This is a genomic window from Pseudoxanthomonas sp. F37, from assembly GCF_022965755.1.
Lineage (GTDB): Bacteria > Pseudomonadota > Gammaproteobacteria > Xanthomonadales > Xanthomonadaceae > Pseudoxanthomonas_A.
Genome location: NZ_CP095187.1, coordinates 3,042,371 through 3,061,452 on the forward strand (window position 1 = coordinate 3,042,371; position 19,082 = coordinate 3,061,452).

The following is a 19,082-nucleotide window of genomic DNA, read 5'->3' on the forward strand; positions in this document are numbered from 1 at the left end:
CCGCGCCCGCGGTGCCGGGTCCACCAAGCCCGCCTACGGCTTGCCGCCACCCCACAGGAAAGCATCTGTAGGAGCGGCCCATGGCCGCTATGCTCTTCCCATGGAACCGAGAAGCATCGCGGCCATCCGCCGCTCCTGCGGGTTCCGGTGTGTCTCAGGCCGCCTGGGCCAGCGCCTCGCCGATCATCGTCTCCACCACTTCCAGGTCCGGCAGCACGGCGGCTTCGTCGCCGAGCAGCACGCGGACCTTCACGCCGACCGGGAGCGCTTCCTCGGTCGCGTCGGCCAGCAGGCCGTCGCGCGGCACCGACACCAGGCGCGGGAACGAGGGCGTGAGCAGGGCGAAGTACGGACGGTCCTTGTCGCCGCTCAACGCCTTCAGCACCACGATCTTGCTGTTCAGTGCGACCGGTTCGTTCGCGTTGCCGCTCAGGCGGCCGAACGCCACCAGCGGCACCGGCCAGCCGTGCCAGTCGATCCGGCCCGGCAGCCAGTCGGGCATGCCGGCGATCGGCTCGACCGGTGCGCGGGTCAGCACCTCGGCCACGGTGGCGTTGGGCAGCAGCAGGCGGTGCTCGCCCGCCTGGATCAGGACGCCGCGGATCTCATCGTTGGAATGGGCCATGGTGTGTTCCTCAGAACCAGCGGTCGGTCAGGCGCTGCGCCAGTTGCGCGGGCGTGCCGAGATCGGCGCCGCGGGCGGCCAGCGCACGCGGCGCGGCCGGGTCGTAGCAGCCTTCCTGCGACTGGCCCAGCACCAGCGCGCCCTGCGTGCCCAGCGTCGCCGCCGGATCGACCAGCGCACTGTCGCTGCCGCTGAGCAGCAATACCGCACTGTCGGCAGGGGGAAGCTGCGGGATCATCGTGTGGATCACCGCGCCGGGGCGGAACGCCACCTGGCCGGCATCCACGAACGGCACGACGTCGCCGGGCAGCACATAGACGTGTCCCGCTTCGGCGGGCGTGCCGGCCTCGGCCAGCACCACCGGCATGTGCGCCACGCGCTCCATCTGCCGGACCAGGTTGTCGTAGCGGCCACCATCCAGGCGCAGGTGCACCAGCACCGGCTTGGGAAACCCCTCCGGCAGCTCGGCCAGCAGCTTGCGCACCGCATCGGGGCCGCCGATGCCGGCGAACACCAGTACCGCGCCCTGCACACGGGCGGCCGCCGACGTACCGCCGGCGTCCAGGGGTTCCAGTTCCAGGCTGGACAGGTCGAACTTGGGCGCCGGGACCGGCGGCGGGGCCGAAGGCGCGTCCGGCAGCGGCGGCGGTACGGCCGGAGACGGGGCCGGCGCCGTTTCCTGGCTGGCCGTGCGCAGCCAGTCGTCGGCATCGACCACCTGTTCCCCGGCCTGGCGCGCCTGCAGGCCTCCGGTATAGGCGAAATCGTCGCTCGGCAGTTCCAGCGCCCGGTCGGCCGCCTCCTCCAGGTGCAGGGCGATTCCGTCGGCTTCGTGCAGTTGCGCGGGCGTCACCGGCAGACCGGGCTCCAGCTGCAGGACCATGTCCTCTTCACGGCCGGGAGGCAGGACGTCGCGGTGGCCGTGCAGCTTGGCGGCCAGGTGCCGCGCCCATCGTTGCGCGTCCCAGCCCTGCCGGCGGGCGGCCAGATCGGCCTCGTCGAAGATGACCGCGACCGCGGGGTCGTGCAGCACGCTGTCGAAGCGCTCCAGGCTGTCCTCGATGGCCGGTTCCAGCGCCACCAGCACCACCTGCGGCGCACTGCCGCCCAGGGCATCGGCGTCGAGGGTGTTGGGGTCGTCTTCCAGCACGATGTCGGCACCCGCCTCGTGCAGCGCCACGCGCAGGCGCTCGCGCGCCTCGCCCGGGCGCGCCAGCAGGGCGACGCGTTTGGCTTCACTCACGGACACGGGCGATTCCCAGCAGGTCGTACACGTTGCGCATCAGGTCCAGCTCCTGGTACGGCTTGCCCAGGTAGCGCTGCACGCCGATGTCGAAGGCGCGCTGGCGGTGCTTGTCGCCGGTGCGCGAGGTGATCATCACGATGGGCACGTCCTTGAAGCGGGGATCGGCCTTCATCGCGGTGGCCAGCTCGTAGCCGTCCATGCGCGGCATCTCGATGTCCAGCAGCATCAGGTCGGGCACGCGCTCCTCCAGCTTCTCCAGCGCTTCCACGCCGTCGCGCGCGGCCGAGACCTCGAAGTTGTGGCGCTCCAGCACGCGGCTGGTCACCTTGCGCATGGTCAGCGAATCGTCCACCACCATCACCAGCGGCACGCGGCGCTGTTCGACGGCCGCCGTGGGCTGGGTCGGCTGGGCCGGCTGGGCCAGGTGGCGGCGCACCAGCGGGGCGGCGTCCAGGATCACCACCACGCTGCCATCGCCGGTGATGGTGGCGCCGTAGATGCCCGGGATGGAGGCGATCTGCGGGCCGACCGGCTTGACCACGATCTCGCGGTTGCCCAGCACCTGGTCCACGGCGACGGCCGCACGCAGGTCGCCGGCGCGCACCAGCAGCAGCGGCACCTGCGCCTGGCCTTCGGCCTTGGCCGGGCCGTGGCCCACCAGATGACCGAGGTTGTACAGCGGATAGTCTTCGCCGGCGTAGTGATAGGCGCCGGCGCCGGCATTGAACCGGGCATGGCTGATGCGGCCGATACCACTGACCGCCGCCACCGGCACCGCGAACTGCGTTTCGCCGATCTGCACGAACACCGCCTGGGTGACCGCCAGCGTCTGCGGCAGACGCAGGGTGAAGGTGGCGCCCTGGCCCGGCGTGGACGTGATATCCAGCGATCCGCCCAGCTGGCGCACTTCGTTGTACACCACGTCCATGCCCACGCCGCGGCCGGCCAGCTGGCTGACCTGGTCGTAGGTGCTGAAGCCGGATTCCAGGATCAGGCGGTCCAGGTCGGCGTCGGCCAACGCGGCGCCGGGCTGGATCAGCCCGCGCTGTTCGGCGCGACGGCGGATCGCCTGGCGGTCCAGGCCGGCGCCGTCGTCGGAGACGACCAGCACCATTTCCGACCCTTCCCGGCGCAGCGCGACCTGCACGGTGCCTTCCTCGGGCTTGCCGGCCTTGCGGCGCGCCTGGGGCGATTCCAGGCCATGGGCCACGGAGTTGCGCAGCAGGTGCTCCAGCGGCGCGGTCATGCGCTCCAGCACGTTGCGGTCCATTTCGCCGTGGGTACCGGACAGCTGCAGGTTCACCTGCTTCTGCGTGTCGCTGGCCGCCTGGCGCAGCACGCGGCGCAGGCGCGGCACGATGCCTTCGAACGGCACCATGCGCGCCCGCATCAGGCCGTCCTGCAGTTCGGAACTGACGCGCGACTGCTGCTGCAGCAGGCTGTCGTACTGGCGCGACAGGTCGTCCAGCACGCCCTGCAGGCCGCTGATGTCGGCGGCCGATTCGGCCAGCGCACGGCTGAGCTGCTGCAGGGTGGAGAAGCGGTCCAGTTCCAGCGGGTCGAACGTCGGATCCTGCTTGTCGTGCTCGCGCTGGTAGCGCGCCACGATCTGCGCTTCCGTTTCCAGGTCCAGGCGACGCAACTGGTCGTGCAGGCGGATGTTGGTGCGGTCCAGTTCGGCCATCGCGCCGCGGAATGCACCCAACTGCTGTTCCAGGCGCGCGCGGTAGATGGCGACCTCGCCGGCATGGTTCACCAGGCGGTCCAGCAGGTCGGCGCGCACGCGCACCTGTTCCTGCTGGCCCATCGGGAAGAACTCCTCCTCGACGGGCGCAGCCAGTTCGGTCTCGATCGGGGCCGACAGCGGCGCCAGCTCGATCGATGCGGGAGCCGCTTCCGCGGCCACCGGCGCGGCCGGCAGTTCGATGCCGCGCGCACGCGCATTGAACTCGGCGATCATGCCATCCGGGATGGCCACGGCGCGACGCGCGGTGACCCGCGCCAGCTGCGCATGCAGGGTGTCGAAGCCGCGCTCGAGCAGCTGGATCGCCCGGCGGTCCAACTCGGTGCGCTGGCCGGCGATCGATTCCAGCATCGACTCGATGGCATGGCCTAGGTCGCCGACGGCGTGGATGCCGGCCATGCGCGCGCCACCCTTCAGGGTGTGCAGGTCGCGCTGCAGGCTGATCACCAGCGCGCGGTCTTCCGGCGTCTCGCGCAGCCTGGCCAGCAGGTCGTCGGAGTGGTCGAGCAGGTCGTTGCCTTCTTCGATGAAGATCTCGACCAGATCCAGGTCCAGCCCGGTCAGGTCGAGGGCCTCTTCCGGCTCCGGCATGTCGGCGGGCGCACTGGTCACGGCAGACTCCTCGGCTTCGAGGGAGGCAACGGGTTCGACGTCCTGCGCTGCGGAAGTTTCCGCTGCGGATGCATCCACCGCTTCGCCGGCTTCGGCGGTCCGGACGACTTCGATCGGCTCGGAGGGTTCGGCGGATGCGTCCTCCACCTCCATGCTGTCGACGATCGGCAGTGCTTCGGCTTCGGCTTCGGCTTCGGCTTCGGCTTCGGCATCAGCTTCGGCTTCGGCTACAGCCACGTCTTCCACTGTGGGCGAAGACATGTCGATGGCCGCGACGGCGTCGCCGTCGACGGCGGTCTCTTCGATGGCGGTCTCTTCGATGACTTCGACGACTTCGACGACGACGGCAGCGTCGGGGGTCTCCGCCATCATGACGGGCTCGCCCGCCCCGGTCTCGATCTCCTCTCCGGACACCCCTGCGCCGACCTCGTCCTGCGCAGCGGCGTCGTCGGCCACCTCTCCGTCGCCGGCGCTCCCGGCCCGCGGTGCGGCATCGGCCCCGGCGAGGAAGGCGGGCAGATCGGCATCGACCCGCAGGGCCTCGTCGTCCGCCACGAAGCCGGTTTCGTCCGCGGCATGCTCCGCCTCGTCCGCCGGCTGCGGGACGGCCTCGTCGGCCTGATCGGTCTGCGCCACCTCGTGCAGGCCTGCATCGGCAGCGGCGTCGGCGCCCGCATCGGCGGCGGCCATCTCGTCGGTCGCCGATGGCGCGAGGTCCTGCTGCGCCGCTTCGCCCGGCGGCGCCACGATGCCGGCGTCCTGCACCTGCGTGCGCGGCAGGATGCGGTAATCGATGTCGTAGAAGGTGATGCTCTGATCGGCGGGCGACGGCACCTGCGGCACGGCAGCGGGGATGTCCTCCCGCGACACCGTCTCCACCGCCTCGGCGGGAGCCGCTGCGACGGTATCGGCCGGCACTTCGGCGGCGCCTTCCGCGTCCATCACGTTGGCCAATCCGCCCGCCACGTCGGCCGCCTCGGCATCGAGGTAGGCCGACAGGTCCATGGCCAGCAGCTCCACGTCGGAGGGACCGACCGGCGCGGTGATCGGCGTCTGGCCCACATAGGTGCCCTGGCGCGTGTCGTCGACGATCTGCGCCCCGGTGCGCAGGTCGGGCAGGCTGTCGCCCAGCGCCGCCAGTTGCGCGGACAGCGCGGCGAACACGGGGATGCGCGGCGACGGCGCCTGCAGGGCCGCCACGCTGCGGCGGATCGCCTGCGCGGTATCGGCCAGCGCGGCCACGCCTTCCGGCGTGGGCGTCTCACCGGCGGCCAGCAGGCGCTTGACGTACTGCTCCGCCGGGCCGGTGACGTGGGTGATCTCGGGCACGTCGGCCATGGCCAGGGCGCCGTTCATCGTATGGATGGCGCGCAGCAGTTCTTCGTTGACCGGCGTGGCCTCCACCTGCGCCTTCTGCAGCCAGGTGTCGACCGTGTCCAGGTGGTTGTCCACCTCGGTTTCCAGGATCTCGCGCAGCACCGCGTCCACCGACGCCGGCGTGCCTTCGGTTTCCGGCTCGAACACGGCCGGCACGTCCTCCGCGACCGGAGCGACGTAGGCGGGCTCGACGAACTCCTCGTCCTCCGCCAGCACCGGGGCTTCGGCGCTGTAGTAGGCGTCTTCGCCGGCGGCCAGGCGGTCGGCCACGCCCTGCAGGCCGGCCAGGTCGGCCGTCACGCTGCCCTGGCCGCGCAGTGCGGCGTTGAGCTGCGGGAGCGCATCGCAGGCCTGTTCCAGCAGCGCCTCGACGGCATGGCTGGGCTCGCGCGTGCGGTCCAGCACGCGGTTGAGCATGTTCTCCACCTTCCAGCTGAACTCGCCCAGCGTCTTGGCACCGACCAGGCGCCCGCTGCCCTTCAGCGTGTGGAACACGCGACGGATCGGGCGCAGCCGCTCCAGGTCTTCCGGGTTGCTGCGCCATACCGGCAGCAGCTGGCGGAGGTTGACGATCTCCTCGTCGAATTCCTCCAGGAAGACTTCCCGGATCTCGTCGTCGATGTCGGTGGCGTCGGCATCGAAGCCCCCCACCATCGCCGCCGCCGGCAGCGCGGCGGCCGCGGCCGCGATTTCGTGGCGCAGGTCCGGCAGCGCGTCTTCTTCCGCCTCGACCGGTGTGGCCGGGGCGAACGCAGCGGCCTCTTCCTGCGCCGCAGGCGCCTCGGGTTCGACCGGCGCGTCGTCCGGCGCCGACGCAGCCGCCTGTTCTTCGAGCTCGACCACGAACGTCGTGGCTTCGACGTCCGCAGCGGCCTCTTCGAAACCGACCGGATCGAAGGGATTCGCGTCGCCCAGCACGGGCGCCGTATCGAGCGGCTCCAGGCTCAGCGCGCCGAAGGACGGTGCGGGCGCGGTGTCCTCTGCGGGCTGCGCGGCCGGTGCCTCGATCGCGGGTGCCGCAGGGGGTTCGGTCGCGGCAACCGCCGGTGCGGTGATGACAGCCGCTTCCTGCTCGGCCGGCGCCTCCGGCGGCAGCGGCCAGTAGCGCAGCGCCTCCAGGCTGCCGCGGGTGATCTCGAGGATGTCCTCGCGATTGGGACGCCGCTCGCGCAGCGCCTCCAGGTAGTACTCCAGGCTGGCCATCGCGTCGGCCAGGGTGTCCAGCTGCTGTCCGCCGGGCACGCGCTTCTTGCCGATCAGCTCGCTGCCGACATAGCGGCGCACGCCGGTCACGTAGTCGCCTGCCTGGCCCAGTTCGAGCATGCGCAGCGCGCCGGCCACTTCATCCAGCAGGCGCGGCACTTCGGCCAGTTCGCCGTGGTCCCAGTTGGTCTCGATGAACGCCACGAAGCGCTCGCGCGCACCGGCGAAATTGATGATCGCTTCCTGCGCCAGCACCTCGACGGTGCGCTGGGATTCGGCGGTGCTCGGGTCCGGCGCGGCATCGCCGGCGCTGCCCAGCCGGGCGACCTGATCGTCCAGCGACGCATCCACGTAAAGCAGCGCGCCGGCCACATCCAGCAGCGTGCCCTCGTCGGCCGGCCGGCTGCCGGCGACGACGTCGCGCAGCGTGTCGCGCTGCTGCATCACCACGTCGCGCGCCACGCCCAGGCCCATCATGCCCAGCGTGTCGGCCACGTTGCCCAGTTCGGCGACCTGCGGCTCGAGTTCGCCGGCATCGCTGCCGGTGCGCAGGTGCAGGTCCAGCGCATCCTTCACCCGCAGCAGCTCTTCCTTCACCGCGTTGCCGACCGTGTCGAGCAGCTCGCGGTTGCGTCCGCTCAGACTGCTGCGCGCGTGGTCGATCTCGGCCTCGCTGGGTGCGGCGACGTCATCCGTGCCCGGCGGGAACAGCATGCTCTCGTTGAGCCCCGACGCGCCGCGCGCCGCGCGGATCTCGTTGAGCAGCGGCAGCAGCACGATGGGAATGTCGCGATGGCCTTCCTGCAGGCGCTCCAGGTAGTCCGGCAGCAGCACCGCGCCGCGCATCAGCGTGGCGCAGGCTTCGTCGCGATCCCCCGCGGCGCCTTCCTGCAACGCCTTGGCCAGCAGTTCCAGTTCCTCGGCCACCATCGCCGGGGCATACAGCTCCACCATGCGCAGCGTGCCCTGCACCTGGTGCAGGTAACCGGCGCAGAAACGCATGCGGCTGGTGTCCGCGGGCGTCTCGACGAAGGCCTCGATCTCCTGCCGCACCAGGCGCAGGGTCTCGTCCAGCTCGGGCTTCACCCAGCCGAGCACGGCGTGGCTCATGGCTTCTCGCAGCGCGCTCATCGGGGGGCTCCCGCGGCGACGGCGGCACCGTCAGCCTCGCGCTGCGGGCGGGCGGGATGGCGTAGGAATTTCATGCGGTACGTCCCGTCCTCAGCCCGGCAGCTTGAAGTCGGCGACCGAACGGCGCAGGTCCGACGCCAGCTGCGCCAGGTGGCCGATCGATTCGGCGGTCTGGCCCGCGCCCAGCGAGGTCTGCGAGGTGATCTGCCGGATCACGCCCATGGTCTGGGTGATGTCCAACGCCGCGGTGGACTGCTGCTGGGCGGCGGAGGAGATGTTCTTGATGAGGTTGTTGAGATCGTTCGACACGCGTTCGATCTCGCCCAGCGCGGTACCCGCGTCCTCGGCCAAGCGGGCGCCGGACACCACTTCGGCGGTGGTCTGCTCCATCGAGCTGACGGCTTCGTTGGTGTCGGCCTGGATGGTCTGCACCAGCGACTCGATGCGGCGGGTCGCCAGCGACGTGCGCTCGGCCAGGCGCTGCACTTCGTCGGCCACCACCGCGAAACCGCGGCCCGCTTCGCCGGCCGAGGCCGCCTGCACGGCCGCGTTGAGCGCCAGGATGTTGGTCTGCTCGGAAATGTCGTTGATCAGTTCCACCACCGAGCCGATTTCCTGCGAGGACTCGCCCAGGCGCTTGATGCGCTTGGAGGTTTCCTGGATCTGGTCGCGGATCTGGTCCATGCCGCGGATGGTCTCGCGCACCACGCCGGCGCCCTCGGTGGCGATCTGCACCGAGCGCTGCGCCACTTCGGCCGATTCGGTGGAGTTCTTCGACACCTGGTCGATGCTGGTGGCGATCTCGCTGATGCGGTCGGAGGCGGTGGTGATCTGGTCGGCCTGGTGGCCGGCGGCCTCGGCCAGCTGCAGCGCGGTGGCCTGCGTTTCCTGGGTGGACGCCGCCACCTGCACCGAGGTGTCGTTGATGGTGGTCACCAGGTTGCGCAGTTCGTCCACGGCGTAGTTGATGGCGTCCGCGATGGCACCGGTCATGTCCTCGGTCACCGAGGCCTTCACCGTCAGGTCGCCTTCACCCAGCGAGCTGATTTCGTCCAGCAGCCGCATGATCGCCTGCTGGTTGCGGCTGTTGTATTCCACCTGCGTCTGGTAGCGCACTTCCTGTTCGCGCTGGCGGGTGCGGTACAGCGACCACAGCAGGCCGACGATGGAGGCTAGAGAGGCGATGCCCGAGGCGATGCCAACCCAGAAATTGGGAAACAGGCGGGTGTCGCGCACCGAGCCAAACGCCGAGAACGCCTGGAAAAGGTTGGTGCTGTCCTGGAGCATCTGGCCGGAGCCGTTGGTCAGCGCGGTGGCCGCGGCCTGCGCGGCGAACAGGTTGCGCGAGCTGGCCAGGATCGCGTCCAGATCCTTCTTCATCGCCGTCCACAGGGTCTGCGAGTTCTGCAGCGCCGTGAGCGCGGCGCCATTGCGCACCGCCGCGATGCCCAGGTCGGGGTTGCCGTCGCGCAGGCCGTCCAGCACCTGGCCGAACAGCACCGCGTCGCGGCCCAGCGCGTCGCCGGCGGTGGCGGCGCCGGCACCGCCGGCGCGGATTTCCGTCACCCGGCGGGCCATCGTGCCGGCCAGCACCACCTGCTGCAGCGCGCTGTAGATCTGCGAGGACGGCGCGCCGCCGGCGGACATGGCGCGCACCACTTCGTTGAGCTGCGCCTGCAGGTTGGGCACCTGGGTGGCGAAGCGGTCGGCGTTGCCCGCCAGTGCCAGCACCGCGGCCTCGGAGGCGACGATCTGGTCGGCGCTCTTGCCCAGCGGCGCCCAGGTGGCGCTCAGCTTGGCCAGCGGGCCGGCGATGGCGCCTTCGCTGCCGAAGCGGCTCTGCAGGTCCGACACGGTCGATTCCACCGACTGCTTGGTTTCCTTGAACGCCTTGAACGCCTCGGCATTGCCGGCCACCGCCTCGCGGCCCTGGTTGGCCAGCTGCTGCGACAGCACGCGCATGTCCGACGCGCCGGTGCTCGCGCCGGACAGGCGGCTGCCCTGGTAGGTGGCCACGCCCGTGTTGGCACCGAAGACGATCACCGAGATCGCCAGCAACGCCAGCCAGAAGCTGTTGCCGAAACTGCCGATCTTGCTGGCGCTAGGAGAATCCGTCGCAGTGCTCATCGTTCAACCCCTGGATAGTTCTTGTCGTCGCGCTCAGAGCGCGGTCTGGCGGAATTCCGGCGTGCGCGCCAGCAGGCCCAGCGCAAACACCCCCCACCGCTGATCGTCGCTGGCGAAAGCGCGATCGATGAAATGCCCGTAGCGGCCTTCGGCCAGGTCGCCCGGCTCGACCTGCTGCGATTCGTGGAAGCTGCGCTGGCCGTACAGTTCGTCGATGGTCAGGGCCACGTCGCCGCCGGCCTGGCGCATGACCAGCACACGCTGGCCCTCGTGCAGGACGGTGCGCTCGCCCTCCAGGAACTGCTTCAGGTCCACCACCGGGAACAGGTTGCCGCGCAGGTTGCCGATTCCCAGCAGCCACGGCTGCGCGCCGGGCACCGGCGTGACCGGCGGCATCGGCACGATTTCCACCACTTCCCCGAAGTTGGAGATCAGCCGGCGCTTGCCCACGCGGTAACCCACGCCGCGGTACTGGTCCTGCGCGATCTCGCGGGCGGGCTGGGCGACGGCATGCGCCAGGCTGCGGCGCTCGTATTCGGCCAGCGTATCGAACGGTGTGCGGATCATGGCCCGCCCCCTGTGCACTCAGTGCGAATGGTCGCCATGCCGCCAGCCCCTCAGGTGCTGACGTGGGCGCGGATGGCGTCGAGGAGTTCCTCGCGCGTGAACGGCTTGGTCAGGTATTGCTCCGAGCCGACGATGCGCCCGCGCGCCTTGTCGAACAGGCTGTCCTTGGACGACAGCATGATGACCGGCGTGGACTTGAACACCTGGTTGTTCTTGATCAGCGCACAGGTCTGGTAGCCATCCAGGCGCGGCATCATGATGTCCACGAAGATGATCTGCGGCTGCTGGTCCGCGATCTTGGCCAGGGCCTCGAACCCGTCCGTCGCGGTCACCACTTCGCAACCCTCCCGCTTGAGCAGGGTCTCCGCGGTGCGGCGGATGGTTTTCGAGTCATCGATCACCATGACCCGTAGGCCGTGGAATCCACCGGCCTGGCCTTCGTTCTGCGTCATTACCTGTTTTCCCCGTGCGCGCGTGGCTTCATAGACGAACCGGCCCCGCTGCGTTGCTGCTTATATCCCCTATCCCGCCGCGCACTGTCAAGCCGCACCCGGGCGGACGGGGCCGTGGGGCGGCGTGGTGCGAACTGCGTCTCAGTTTGCGGCGACGGCGCGAACGGGGTGTTCCATGCCCGTCGGCCCGGCCGGCCGGCATGCCCTGATACCATCGCGCAGTCTCCCGCAGAACCGCCCCCATGCCATTGGATGTCGTCGTCGTCATGGACCCCATAGGGTCCATCAAGATCGCCAAGGACACCACCTTCGCCATGCTGCTGGAAGCCCAGCGGCGCGGCCACCGCCTGCAGTACGTGATCCCCGGACGGCTGTCGCTGCGCGACGGCGTGGCCCAGGCCCAGGTGGCGGCGCTGACGGTGAAGGACGACAAGGCGGGCTGGTTCACCCTCGGCGACACGCGCACCCTGACCTTCGGCCCCGGCCAGGTGGTGCTGATGCGCAAGGACCCGCCGGTCGACGACCAGTACCTGTACGACACCCATGTGCTGGGCATCGCCCAGCAGGCCGGCGCGCTGATCGTCAACGACCCGCAGGGCCTGCGCGACTACAACGAGAAGCTGGCGGCGCTGCTGTTCCCGCAGTGCTGCCCCCCGACCCTGGTCAGCCGCGATCCCGCCGCGCTGAAGGCCTTCGTGGCCGAGCACGGCGAGGCGGTGCTGAAGCCGCTGGACGGCATGGGCGGGCGCTCGATCTTCCGGGTGAAGGCCGGCGACCCCAATACCAACGTCATCCTGGAAACCCTGGTCGGCGACGGCCGCCTGACCCTGGCCCAGCGGTTCATCCCCGGCATCAAGGACGGCGACAAGCGCGTGCTGCTGGTGGACGGCGAACCGGTGGACTATGCGCTGGCGCGGATCCCGCAGGGCGACGAGTTCCGCGGCAACCTGGCCGCGGGCGGCCGCGGCGAAGGCCGGCCGCTGAGCGAGCGCGACCGCTGGATCGCCACCCAGGTGGGTCCGGAGATGAAACGGCGCGGCATGCTGTTCGTCGGCCTGGACGTGATCGGCGACTACCTGACCGAGGTCAACGTCACCAGCCCCACCTGCGTGCGCGAGCTCGATGCGCAGTTCGGGCTGAACATCGCCGGCCTGCTGTTCGACGCGATCGAGAAGAAACTGGCCTGAGATGTCGGCGGTCCCCGTCACCCCACCGAAGATCGGCGCCAACGAACGGCTCGGCGCCACCCTGGCGCTGTCGCTGATCGTGCATGGCCTGCTGGTGCTGGGCGTGGGCTTCGCCCTGGACGACGCGGCACCGGTGATGCCCACCCTGGACGTGATCCTCAGCCAGACCAGTACGCCACTCACGCCGAAGGAAGCCGATTTCCTGGCCGCGGCCAACCAGGAAGGCGGCGGCGAAAGCGAGCAGGCCAAGCGCCCGCGCGACAGCCAGGCCGGCTGGATCCCCCAGCCCGACACCGGCCTGGCGCCGCAGCCGCTGCGGGCGCAGACCACCGCGCCGGTGCCGCCGCCGGAAAGCCGCGTGGTCGCCACCCGCGACAGCGAGGCGCGCGCGCCCGCGCCCCAAGCCCGTCCGCAACCTGACCAGCCCGACCTGCCGCAGGGCGAGCAGAAGGTCCAGCGCGATGCCGAGATGGCGCGCCTGGCCGCGGAGTACCACCTGCGTTCCGAGCTGTACGCCAAGCGCCCGAAGCGCAAGTTCGTCTCGGCCAGCACCAAGGAATACGTCTACGCCAACTATCTGCGTGCGTGGGTCGACCGCGCCGAGCGCGTCGGCAACCTCAACTACCCCGACGAAGCGCGCCGCAGACGCCTGGCCGGCACGCTGGTGATCAGCGTGGCGGTGCGTCGCGACGGCAGCGTCGAGCAGACCCGCATCATCCAGTCCAGCGGCGTTCCGCTGCTGGATTCCACCGCGCAGCGCATCGTGCAGCTGGCCTCGCCGTTCCCGCCCCTGCCCGAGACGTCCGAGAACGTGGACATCCTGCACGTCACCCGCACCTGGCGCTTCCTGCCGGGCGGGGAAGTGCGCGACGAGTAGGCGGCCGGTTCAGCGCGAGGCGCGCAGGGCTTTCTGTTCTTCCAGGGTCAGGGCGACGTTGTTGCGCAGGTAGGCCGGCTCCACCCGCTCGGGCGCGATGGCTTCCCCGCGATGCCAGGCGTCCACGGCCAGGCGCGCCAGGTCGGCGGCATGCGGCAGCGCCTGCGCATCGATGCGGGCCAGGCGCGCCTGCAGCGCCGTCGCCAGGGCACCTCCGGCCGCGGCGAAGCCGGTGCCCAGGCCGATCCAGCCGGTGGCATCGCCGGGCAGCCGGTAGTCGGCCGGCGCGACGACGCTTTCATCCGTGGTGGCCTGCAGGCCATCGGCCTGGCGCACGAACGTGCCGGTGTAGATCTCGCCCATCCGCGCATCGATCGCGGCAAGGATGGCGTGGGGCGCGCCGATATCGCAGCCGCCCTCCCCCGCCAGCGCGGCCGGCGGCGGCACCTGCGCCGCAAGCACGGCCAGCGTAGAGACCGGCAACAGCGGCCGGTCCAGCGCCAGGGCGATGCCCTGCGCCAGCGCGATGGCCAGGCGGACGCCGGTGAAGGCGCCGGGCCCGCGGCTGAGCGCCACCGCATCGAGCTGCGAACGGGCGATACCCGCCTCGGCCAAGAGCTGTTCGGCCCATGGCAACGCCAACTCGGCATGGCGGCGCGGTGCGATTTCGAAGCGCTCGCGCACCTCGCCATCGGTGTAGAGGGCGACGGAGCAGGCTTCGGTGGCGGTTTCGAAGGCGAGCAGCTTCATGCGGGTCGGCAGGCAGTCATCGGACAAGGATACCCGTGCGGGTCAGAAGCGGGCGTCGGCGAACCAGTCGTCGGCCGCCGGGGCCTTCGCGGCCACCTCGTCTTCGCTGATCGTGGCGCCGAAGAATCCCTGCACGTCCTGTACCCGCTGGGTGCGCGCGAACGGCGGCAGCGAATCCAGGAAGATGCGTCCATAGGGCTTGCCGGTCAGCCGCGGATCGCACAGCACCAGCACGCCACGGTCGGTCTCGCTGCGGATCAGCCGGCCCACCGCCTGTTTCAGGGCGATCACCGCTTGCGGCAGCTGCTCGTCGCGGAACGGATTGCCGCCGGCGCGACGCACCGCCTCCAGACGCGCCTCGAACACCGGGTCGTCCGGCGCGGCGAAGGGCAGCTTGTCCACCACCACCACGCTCAGCGCCTCGCCGACCACGTCCACGCCCTCGCGGAAACTCGCCGCGCCCAGCAGCACGCCGTTGCCCGATTCGCGGAACCGCTGCAACAGGGTGCCGCGCGGCGCCTCGCCCTGGACGAACAGCGGCCAGGGCCCGCCGCACAGCGCCTCGGCGGCTTCGCGCAGCGCACGATGCGAAGCGAACAGCAGGAACGCCCTTCCCTGCGACGCTTCCAGCACCGGCCGCACGGTCGCGATCAGCGCCTGGCCGAAGCTGGGCGCGTTGGGGTCCGGCAGGCCGGCAGGCAGGTAGCACAACGCCTGCTGCGGCCAGTCGAACGGACTGGGCTGGAGCAGCGTCGGCGGGTCGTCCAGGCCCAGGCGGGTGGCGAAATGGTCGAAGCGGCCACCGACGGCGAGGGTGGCCGAGGTGAACACCCATGCCGCACGCGACTGCTCGCGGTGCTGGCGCAGTGGACCGGACACGTCCAGTGGCGTGCGCTGGCAACGGAACGCGCGCGGCGTGAGTTCGTACCAGAGCACGTCGCCGTCGTCGGGGTGCGCCTGCTGACCGTCGAAGGTCCCCGCGCCGGACGATGAGGCATGCCAGCGCGCCAGCCGCTTGGCGAATTCGGTGGCGCGCGCGGCGCAGGCCTCCAGCCCGAGCGATGCCTGCGCCAGCGGCGCCAGCGCGGCGGACAGGTCGGCAAGCGCATGATCGATGGCGTCGAAGCCGGCCGCCACCTCCGGCCTGGCCAGCAGGCGCTCGCGGGTGCCCCGCGCGGGCAGGCCCTCCATCGCCGCGCGGGCCTCGCGCAGCGCCTGTTCCAGCGCGCGCACCGGCGGCTGCAGGGCCGACAGCGCACCCGCAACGTCCTTGCACTCGGCCAGGCAGTCGCGCGCCAGTTCCTGCAACGGCCGCATGCCGAAGCCTTCGCCGAAGAAGTTCGCCGCCAGTTCGGGCAACTGGTGGGCCTCGTCGATCACGAAGGCCTGTGCGCCCGGCAGGATCTCGCCGAAGCCCTCCTGCTTCAGCGCCAGGTCGGCCAGCAACAGGTGGTGGTTCACCACCACGATATCGGCCGCCTGCGCGCGCTGGCGCGCCTGCACCACGAAACAGTCGTCCCAGAACGGGCATTCGCTGCCCAGGCAGTTGTCGATGGTGGAGGTGACCAGCGGCAGCAGCGGCGAGTCGTCCGGCAGCGACGCCAGTTCGGCCATGTCGCCGAACTGGGTGCGCCCTCCCCATGCGACGATCCGCTGGAACTGGTCCACCTGTTCGCGGCTGGTGAAGGTGGTGCGCAGCGCCTGCGGATCGCCCTTGGCCTGGTTCAGGCGGTAGCGGCACAGGTAATTGCTGCGGCCCTTCAGCAGCGCGGATTTCAGCCCGGCCACGCCCAGCGCGTCGCGCACGCGCGGCAGGTCGCGGTGGTACAGCTGGTCCTGCAGCGCCCGCGTGCCGGTGGAGATGATGGTCTTCAGGCCCGACAGCAGCGCGGGCACGAGATAGGCGAAGGTCTTGCCGGTGCCGGTGCCGGCCTCGGCCAGCAGCACCTCGCGGGCGTCGAACGCATCGGCGATCGCCGCCGTCAGGCGCTGCTGGGCGTCGCGGGGCGCGAAGGCGTCGAGTCGTTCCGCCAGCGCGCCGCCCTCGCTGAGGGCATCGCGGCTGGCCTGGGCTAGCTGGGACATCAGGGAAACGTAAGGCGGCGTGCAGCGACAAGGGTACCGCGTCGCCCCGCGCGCGGCATGCGCCTCACATGCGCTCGATCACCGGCACGGTGCAGGCATCGCGGCGGCTTTCCGCCTCGGCGATGGCGGCCTGCATCGTGGCCGCGCGCGCGGCGTGCCGGGCGGCGTCTTCCGGCGTGTGGCGCGCGGGCAGCGGCGCCAGCACGGCGAGCTCGTGCTGGCGCACCTGGCGCACCGTCTCCCAGTGCATCCGGCACAGCGGTCCCACCTGCGAGCCCAGCTGGAAGGCACGCTGGGCCAGCGTCTCGGCGCGTGCGTAATCGCCCTGCAGGAGGGCCACTTCGGCGCGCTCCTGCAGCACGGCCGGATCCTCGGGAACCAGCAGCAGCGCCTGGTTCAACGCGTCCCCGGCGGCGGCGGCATCGCCGGCGGCGCGCGCCTGCTGCGCGCGCTCGCGCAGGTCCTCCACCTGTGGGTCGCGCAGCGGTTGCACGGCCAGTTCGCGGTCGTCGTCGCCCGCGGCGGCATGGATGGCCGCCACGCGCTGGCCGGGGGTCATGGGATCGCGGGGGGCGGGGGCTTCGGGCGTCGGCGAGGACGCGCAGCCGGCCAGCGCCAGCAGGAACAGGGGAAAGGGGAACTTCATGATCAGGGGCGTGGCGGCGGAGTCTCTTCGGGGGGCGGTGCGGGTTCTTCCTTGCGGTCCAGGCCGAACCAGCTGCGCCAGCCGCCGCCGCTGTCGGCTTCCTCGCCCTCGATCAGCGGCTGCTCGACCACGCAGGCCGCGTAGGCCGGCGCATGGCCGGAAACGAAGGGCAGCTGGCGCGCACCGGGGCAGCCGGCATCGGTGCTGTTGGAACCCACCACCCACTGCCAGTCCAGGCCCTTGCCGGAGACCTTCAACGGCGCGCTGGGCAGGCGCGCGAACAGGCCCGACCACACGCGCATGGCGCCGGTACCGCCGTACAGTCCGGTCTGCTCGTTCTGGTCGTTGCCCATCCACACCACGGCCAGATGGTCGCCGGTATAGCCCGCGTACCAGCTGTCGCGCCCGTCGTTGCTGGTGCCGGTCTTGCCGGCCGACTGCAGGCGCCCCAGACCATCGCCGATCAGCTGGCGGCCGGTGCCGCTGGACACCACCTGCTGCAGGGCGACCGTGATCAGGTTGGCGGCGATCGAATCGCCCTCCTGCGCCGGTGCCGGCGTCTTGTCGTAGCGCTTGAGCAGCCTGCCATCGGGGTCGAGCACGCCGCGTACGGCGTGCAACGGCTGGATTTCGCCGCCGGAGGCGAGGAACTGGTACAGCTGCGCCATCGCGTACGGGCTCTGGTCGGTGGCCCCCAGGATCAGCGCGGGGTTGGATTCGGCCTGGATGCCGGCCAGCACGCGGATCAGCTGCGCCAGCCGGTCGGGTTCGACCTTCATGCCCACCCGCACCGTGGCCTGGTTGTACGACCGCGCCAGCGCGTCGACCAGGCGGACGGTGCCGTGGCTGCGGCGGTCGGCGTTGGCCGGCGTCCAGCGCTTGTTCTTGCCCAGCTGCACGGTCACCGGCGAATCGTCGACCCACGAGGCCAGCGAGTACTGGTCGGGCTGCGCCAGCGCCAGCAGGTAGACGAACGGCTTGAGCAGCGAACCCACCGGCCGCTGCGCTTCCACCGCGCGGTTGAAACCCACTTCCGACACGTTGCGGCTGCCGACCACGGCCAGCACGTCGCCGTCGTGCACGTCGGTCACCACCATGCCGGCCTGCAGCGGCGGCCGGCGCTTGTTCTCCAGCGCCTTGATGGTGCGCGTGACCGACGCTTCGGCATAGGCCTGCGCCGAGGGCGACATGCCGGTCAGCACCGTCAGCCCGGCACCCTGCAGCGCGCTCTCGGGGTAGTCCCGCGCCAACTGGCGGCGCACCAGGTCGACGTAGGCCGGGAAGCGGTTGGCCGCGGCCATGCCCGGCGTCTTGGTCACTCCCAGCGGGGCCGCCAGCGCGCGCTTGTACTCCGCGTCGTCGATCAGGCCGGTTTCGTGCAGCTTGAGCAGTGCATAGTCGCGGCGCTCCTTCGCCCGTTGCGGATTGCGGCGAGGGTCGTAATACGACGGCCCCTTGACCATGCCGATCAGCAGGGCGACCTGTTCGGTGGTCAGGCTGTCCAGGTCGCGGCCGAACCAGAACTCGGACCCCGCCGCCACGCCGTGGATGGCCTGGCTGCCGCGCTGGCCCAGGTACACCTGGTTGAAGTACGCCTCCAGGATGGTGCGCTTGTCGTAGCGCGCCTCCAGGATCAGCGCGAACAGGATCTCGTTGAACTTGCGGGTCGGCGTCTGCTCCTTGCCGATGCCGAGCAGGCCGCTGCGCGCCAGCTGCTGGGTCAGCGTACTGGCGCCCTGGCGGGTGTCGCCGCCGGATTTCACCAGCAGCCATGCCGCACGCACCATGCCGGACAGGTCCACGCCATGGTGGTCCTTGAAGTCGCGGTCCTCCACCGCCTGCAGGCCGGTGACCAGCAGCTCCGGCACTTCTTCCAGGCGCACCAGGCGGCGCTCTTCCTGCTTCTGCCCATACAGCGTGGCGATGCGCGCCGGGTCCAGCCGCGCGGCCTTCAACGCCTGCTTGCGGGCGACATCGCGCACGCCCGCCACGCGTCCGCCGGACAGCGTCACCTGGATGCGACGCGGCGCCACGCGGCCGTCCACGTCGATGTAGCCGCGGCTGGAGATGGTGAAGCGGCCGCCTTCGCGCGCGTAGGTGCCCGGGGCCTGGCCGGCGCCGTCGTCGCGGTAGGCGGCGGCGTCGAGCTCGGTCTTCAGCGTCTGCGCATCCATCGCCAGCCCGGGCGCCAGCTGGAGGGGACGCGCGTACACGCGGGTGGGGATCTGCCAGCGCAGTTCGCCGAAACGCTCGGTGACCTGGTGGTTCAGGTACAGCGTGTAGGGGATCAGGAACCCCAGGCCCAGGCCCACCGCCGCCAGTGCCCAACCGAACAGGCGTTGCCGCCAGGCCGGTCGCCCGTCGCCGTCGTCGATGTCGTCTTCGTCCAGCGCTTCGTCGTCGTAGTCGTTGCGGGCCACAGGGGATGCGACAATGGGAATTCGGGCGAGTCT

Annotated in this window: 12 protein-coding genes; 2 read left to right on the forward strand and 10 right to left on the reverse strand. The window is 70.9% G+C overall.

Annotation, left to right across the window (positions count from 1 at the left end; translation table 11 throughout):
* Positions 1–154: 154 nt before the first annotated feature.
* The 6 genes from MUU77_RS14445 to pilG all read right to left on the reverse strand — a co-directional run bounded on the left by MUU77_RS14445 (position 155) and on the right by pilG (position 11,084).
* Positions 155–625: a chemotaxis protein CheW gene (locus MUU77_RS14445; RefSeq protein ID WP_245088269.1), complete on the reverse strand. Its 471-nt coding sequence runs from the start codon at positions 623–625 to the stop codon at positions 155–157.
* Positions 626–635: 10 nt separating this feature from the next.
* Positions 636–1,874, reverse strand: a complete 1,239-nt coding sequence (locus MUU77_RS14450; RefSeq protein ID WP_245088270.1) for a chemotaxis protein CheB — start codon at positions 1,872–1,874, stop codon at positions 636–638.
* On the reverse strand, positions 1,861–7,938 hold the full coding sequence (locus tag MUU77_RS14455; protein ID WP_245088272.1) for an Hpt domain-containing protein: 6,078 nt from the start codon (positions 7,936–7,938) through the stop codon (positions 1,861–1,863). The genes MUU77_RS14450 and MUU77_RS14455 overlap by 14 nt, the downstream gene beginning before the upstream one ends.
* A 90-nt stretch (positions 7,939–8,028) precedes the next feature.
* Positions 8,029–10,065, reverse strand: a complete 2,037-nt coding sequence (locus tag MUU77_RS14460) for a methyl-accepting chemotaxis protein (RefSeq protein ID WP_245088274.1) — start codon at positions 10,063–10,065, stop codon at positions 8,029–8,031.
* A gap of 33 nt (positions 10,066–10,098) precedes the next feature.
* A complete protein-coding gene (locus MUU77_RS14465; RefSeq protein WP_245094523.1) occupies positions 10,099–10,629 on the reverse strand; it encodes a chemotaxis protein CheW in 531 nt (176 codons plus the stop codon).
* Positions 10,630–10,682: 53 nt separating this feature from the next.
* Entirely contained in the window at positions 10,683–11,084 is a 402-nt protein-coding gene (gene pilG, locus MUU77_RS14470) for a twitching motility response regulator PilG (protein ID WP_162110591.1), read from the reverse strand.
* A gap of 242 nt (positions 11,085–11,326) precedes the next feature.
* On the opposite strand from pilG, the gene gshB reads away from it, so the two are divergent.
* A complete protein-coding gene (gshB, locus tag MUU77_RS14475; RefSeq protein WP_245088276.1) occupies positions 11,327–12,271 on the forward strand; it encodes a glutathione synthase in 945 nt (314 codons plus the stop codon).
* A 1-nt stretch (position 12,272) separates the two neighbouring features.
* Entirely contained in the window at positions 12,273–13,148 is an 876-nt protein-coding gene (locus tag MUU77_RS14480) for an energy transducer TonB (protein WP_245088278.1), read from the forward strand.
* Between the two features lie 9 nt (positions 13,149–13,157).
* Here MUU77_RS14480 and tsaB read toward each other — a convergent pair whose 3' ends face one another.
* The 4 genes from tsaB to mrcB form a co-directional block, all read right to left on the reverse strand.
* On the reverse strand, positions 13,158–13,898 hold the full coding sequence (gene tsaB / locus MUU77_RS14485) for a tRNA (adenosine(37)-N6)-threonylcarbamoyltransferase complex dimerization subunit type 1 TsaB (protein ID WP_245088280.1): 741 nt from the start codon (positions 13,896–13,898) through the stop codon (positions 13,158–13,160).
* Positions 13,899–13,940: 42 nt separating this feature from the next.
* Positions 13,941–15,983: an ATP-dependent DNA helicase gene (locus MUU77_RS14490; protein WP_245088282.1), complete on the reverse strand. Its 2,043-nt coding sequence runs from the start codon at positions 15,981–15,983 to the stop codon at positions 13,941–13,943.
* 64 nt (positions 15,984–16,047) lie between these two features.
* A complete protein-coding gene (locus MUU77_RS14495) occupies positions 16,048–16,629 on the reverse strand; it encodes a hypothetical protein (protein WP_245088284.1) in 582 nt (193 codons plus the stop codon).
* Between the two features lie 2 nt (positions 16,630–16,631).
* Positions 16,632–19,049 (reverse strand): penicillin-binding protein 1B, encoded by a 2,418-nt coding sequence (gene mrcB, locus MUU77_RS14500; RefSeq protein WP_245088286.1) that lies wholly within the window; start codon positions 19,047–19,049, stop codon positions 16,632–16,634.
* Positions 19,050–19,082 lie beyond the last annotated feature (33 nt).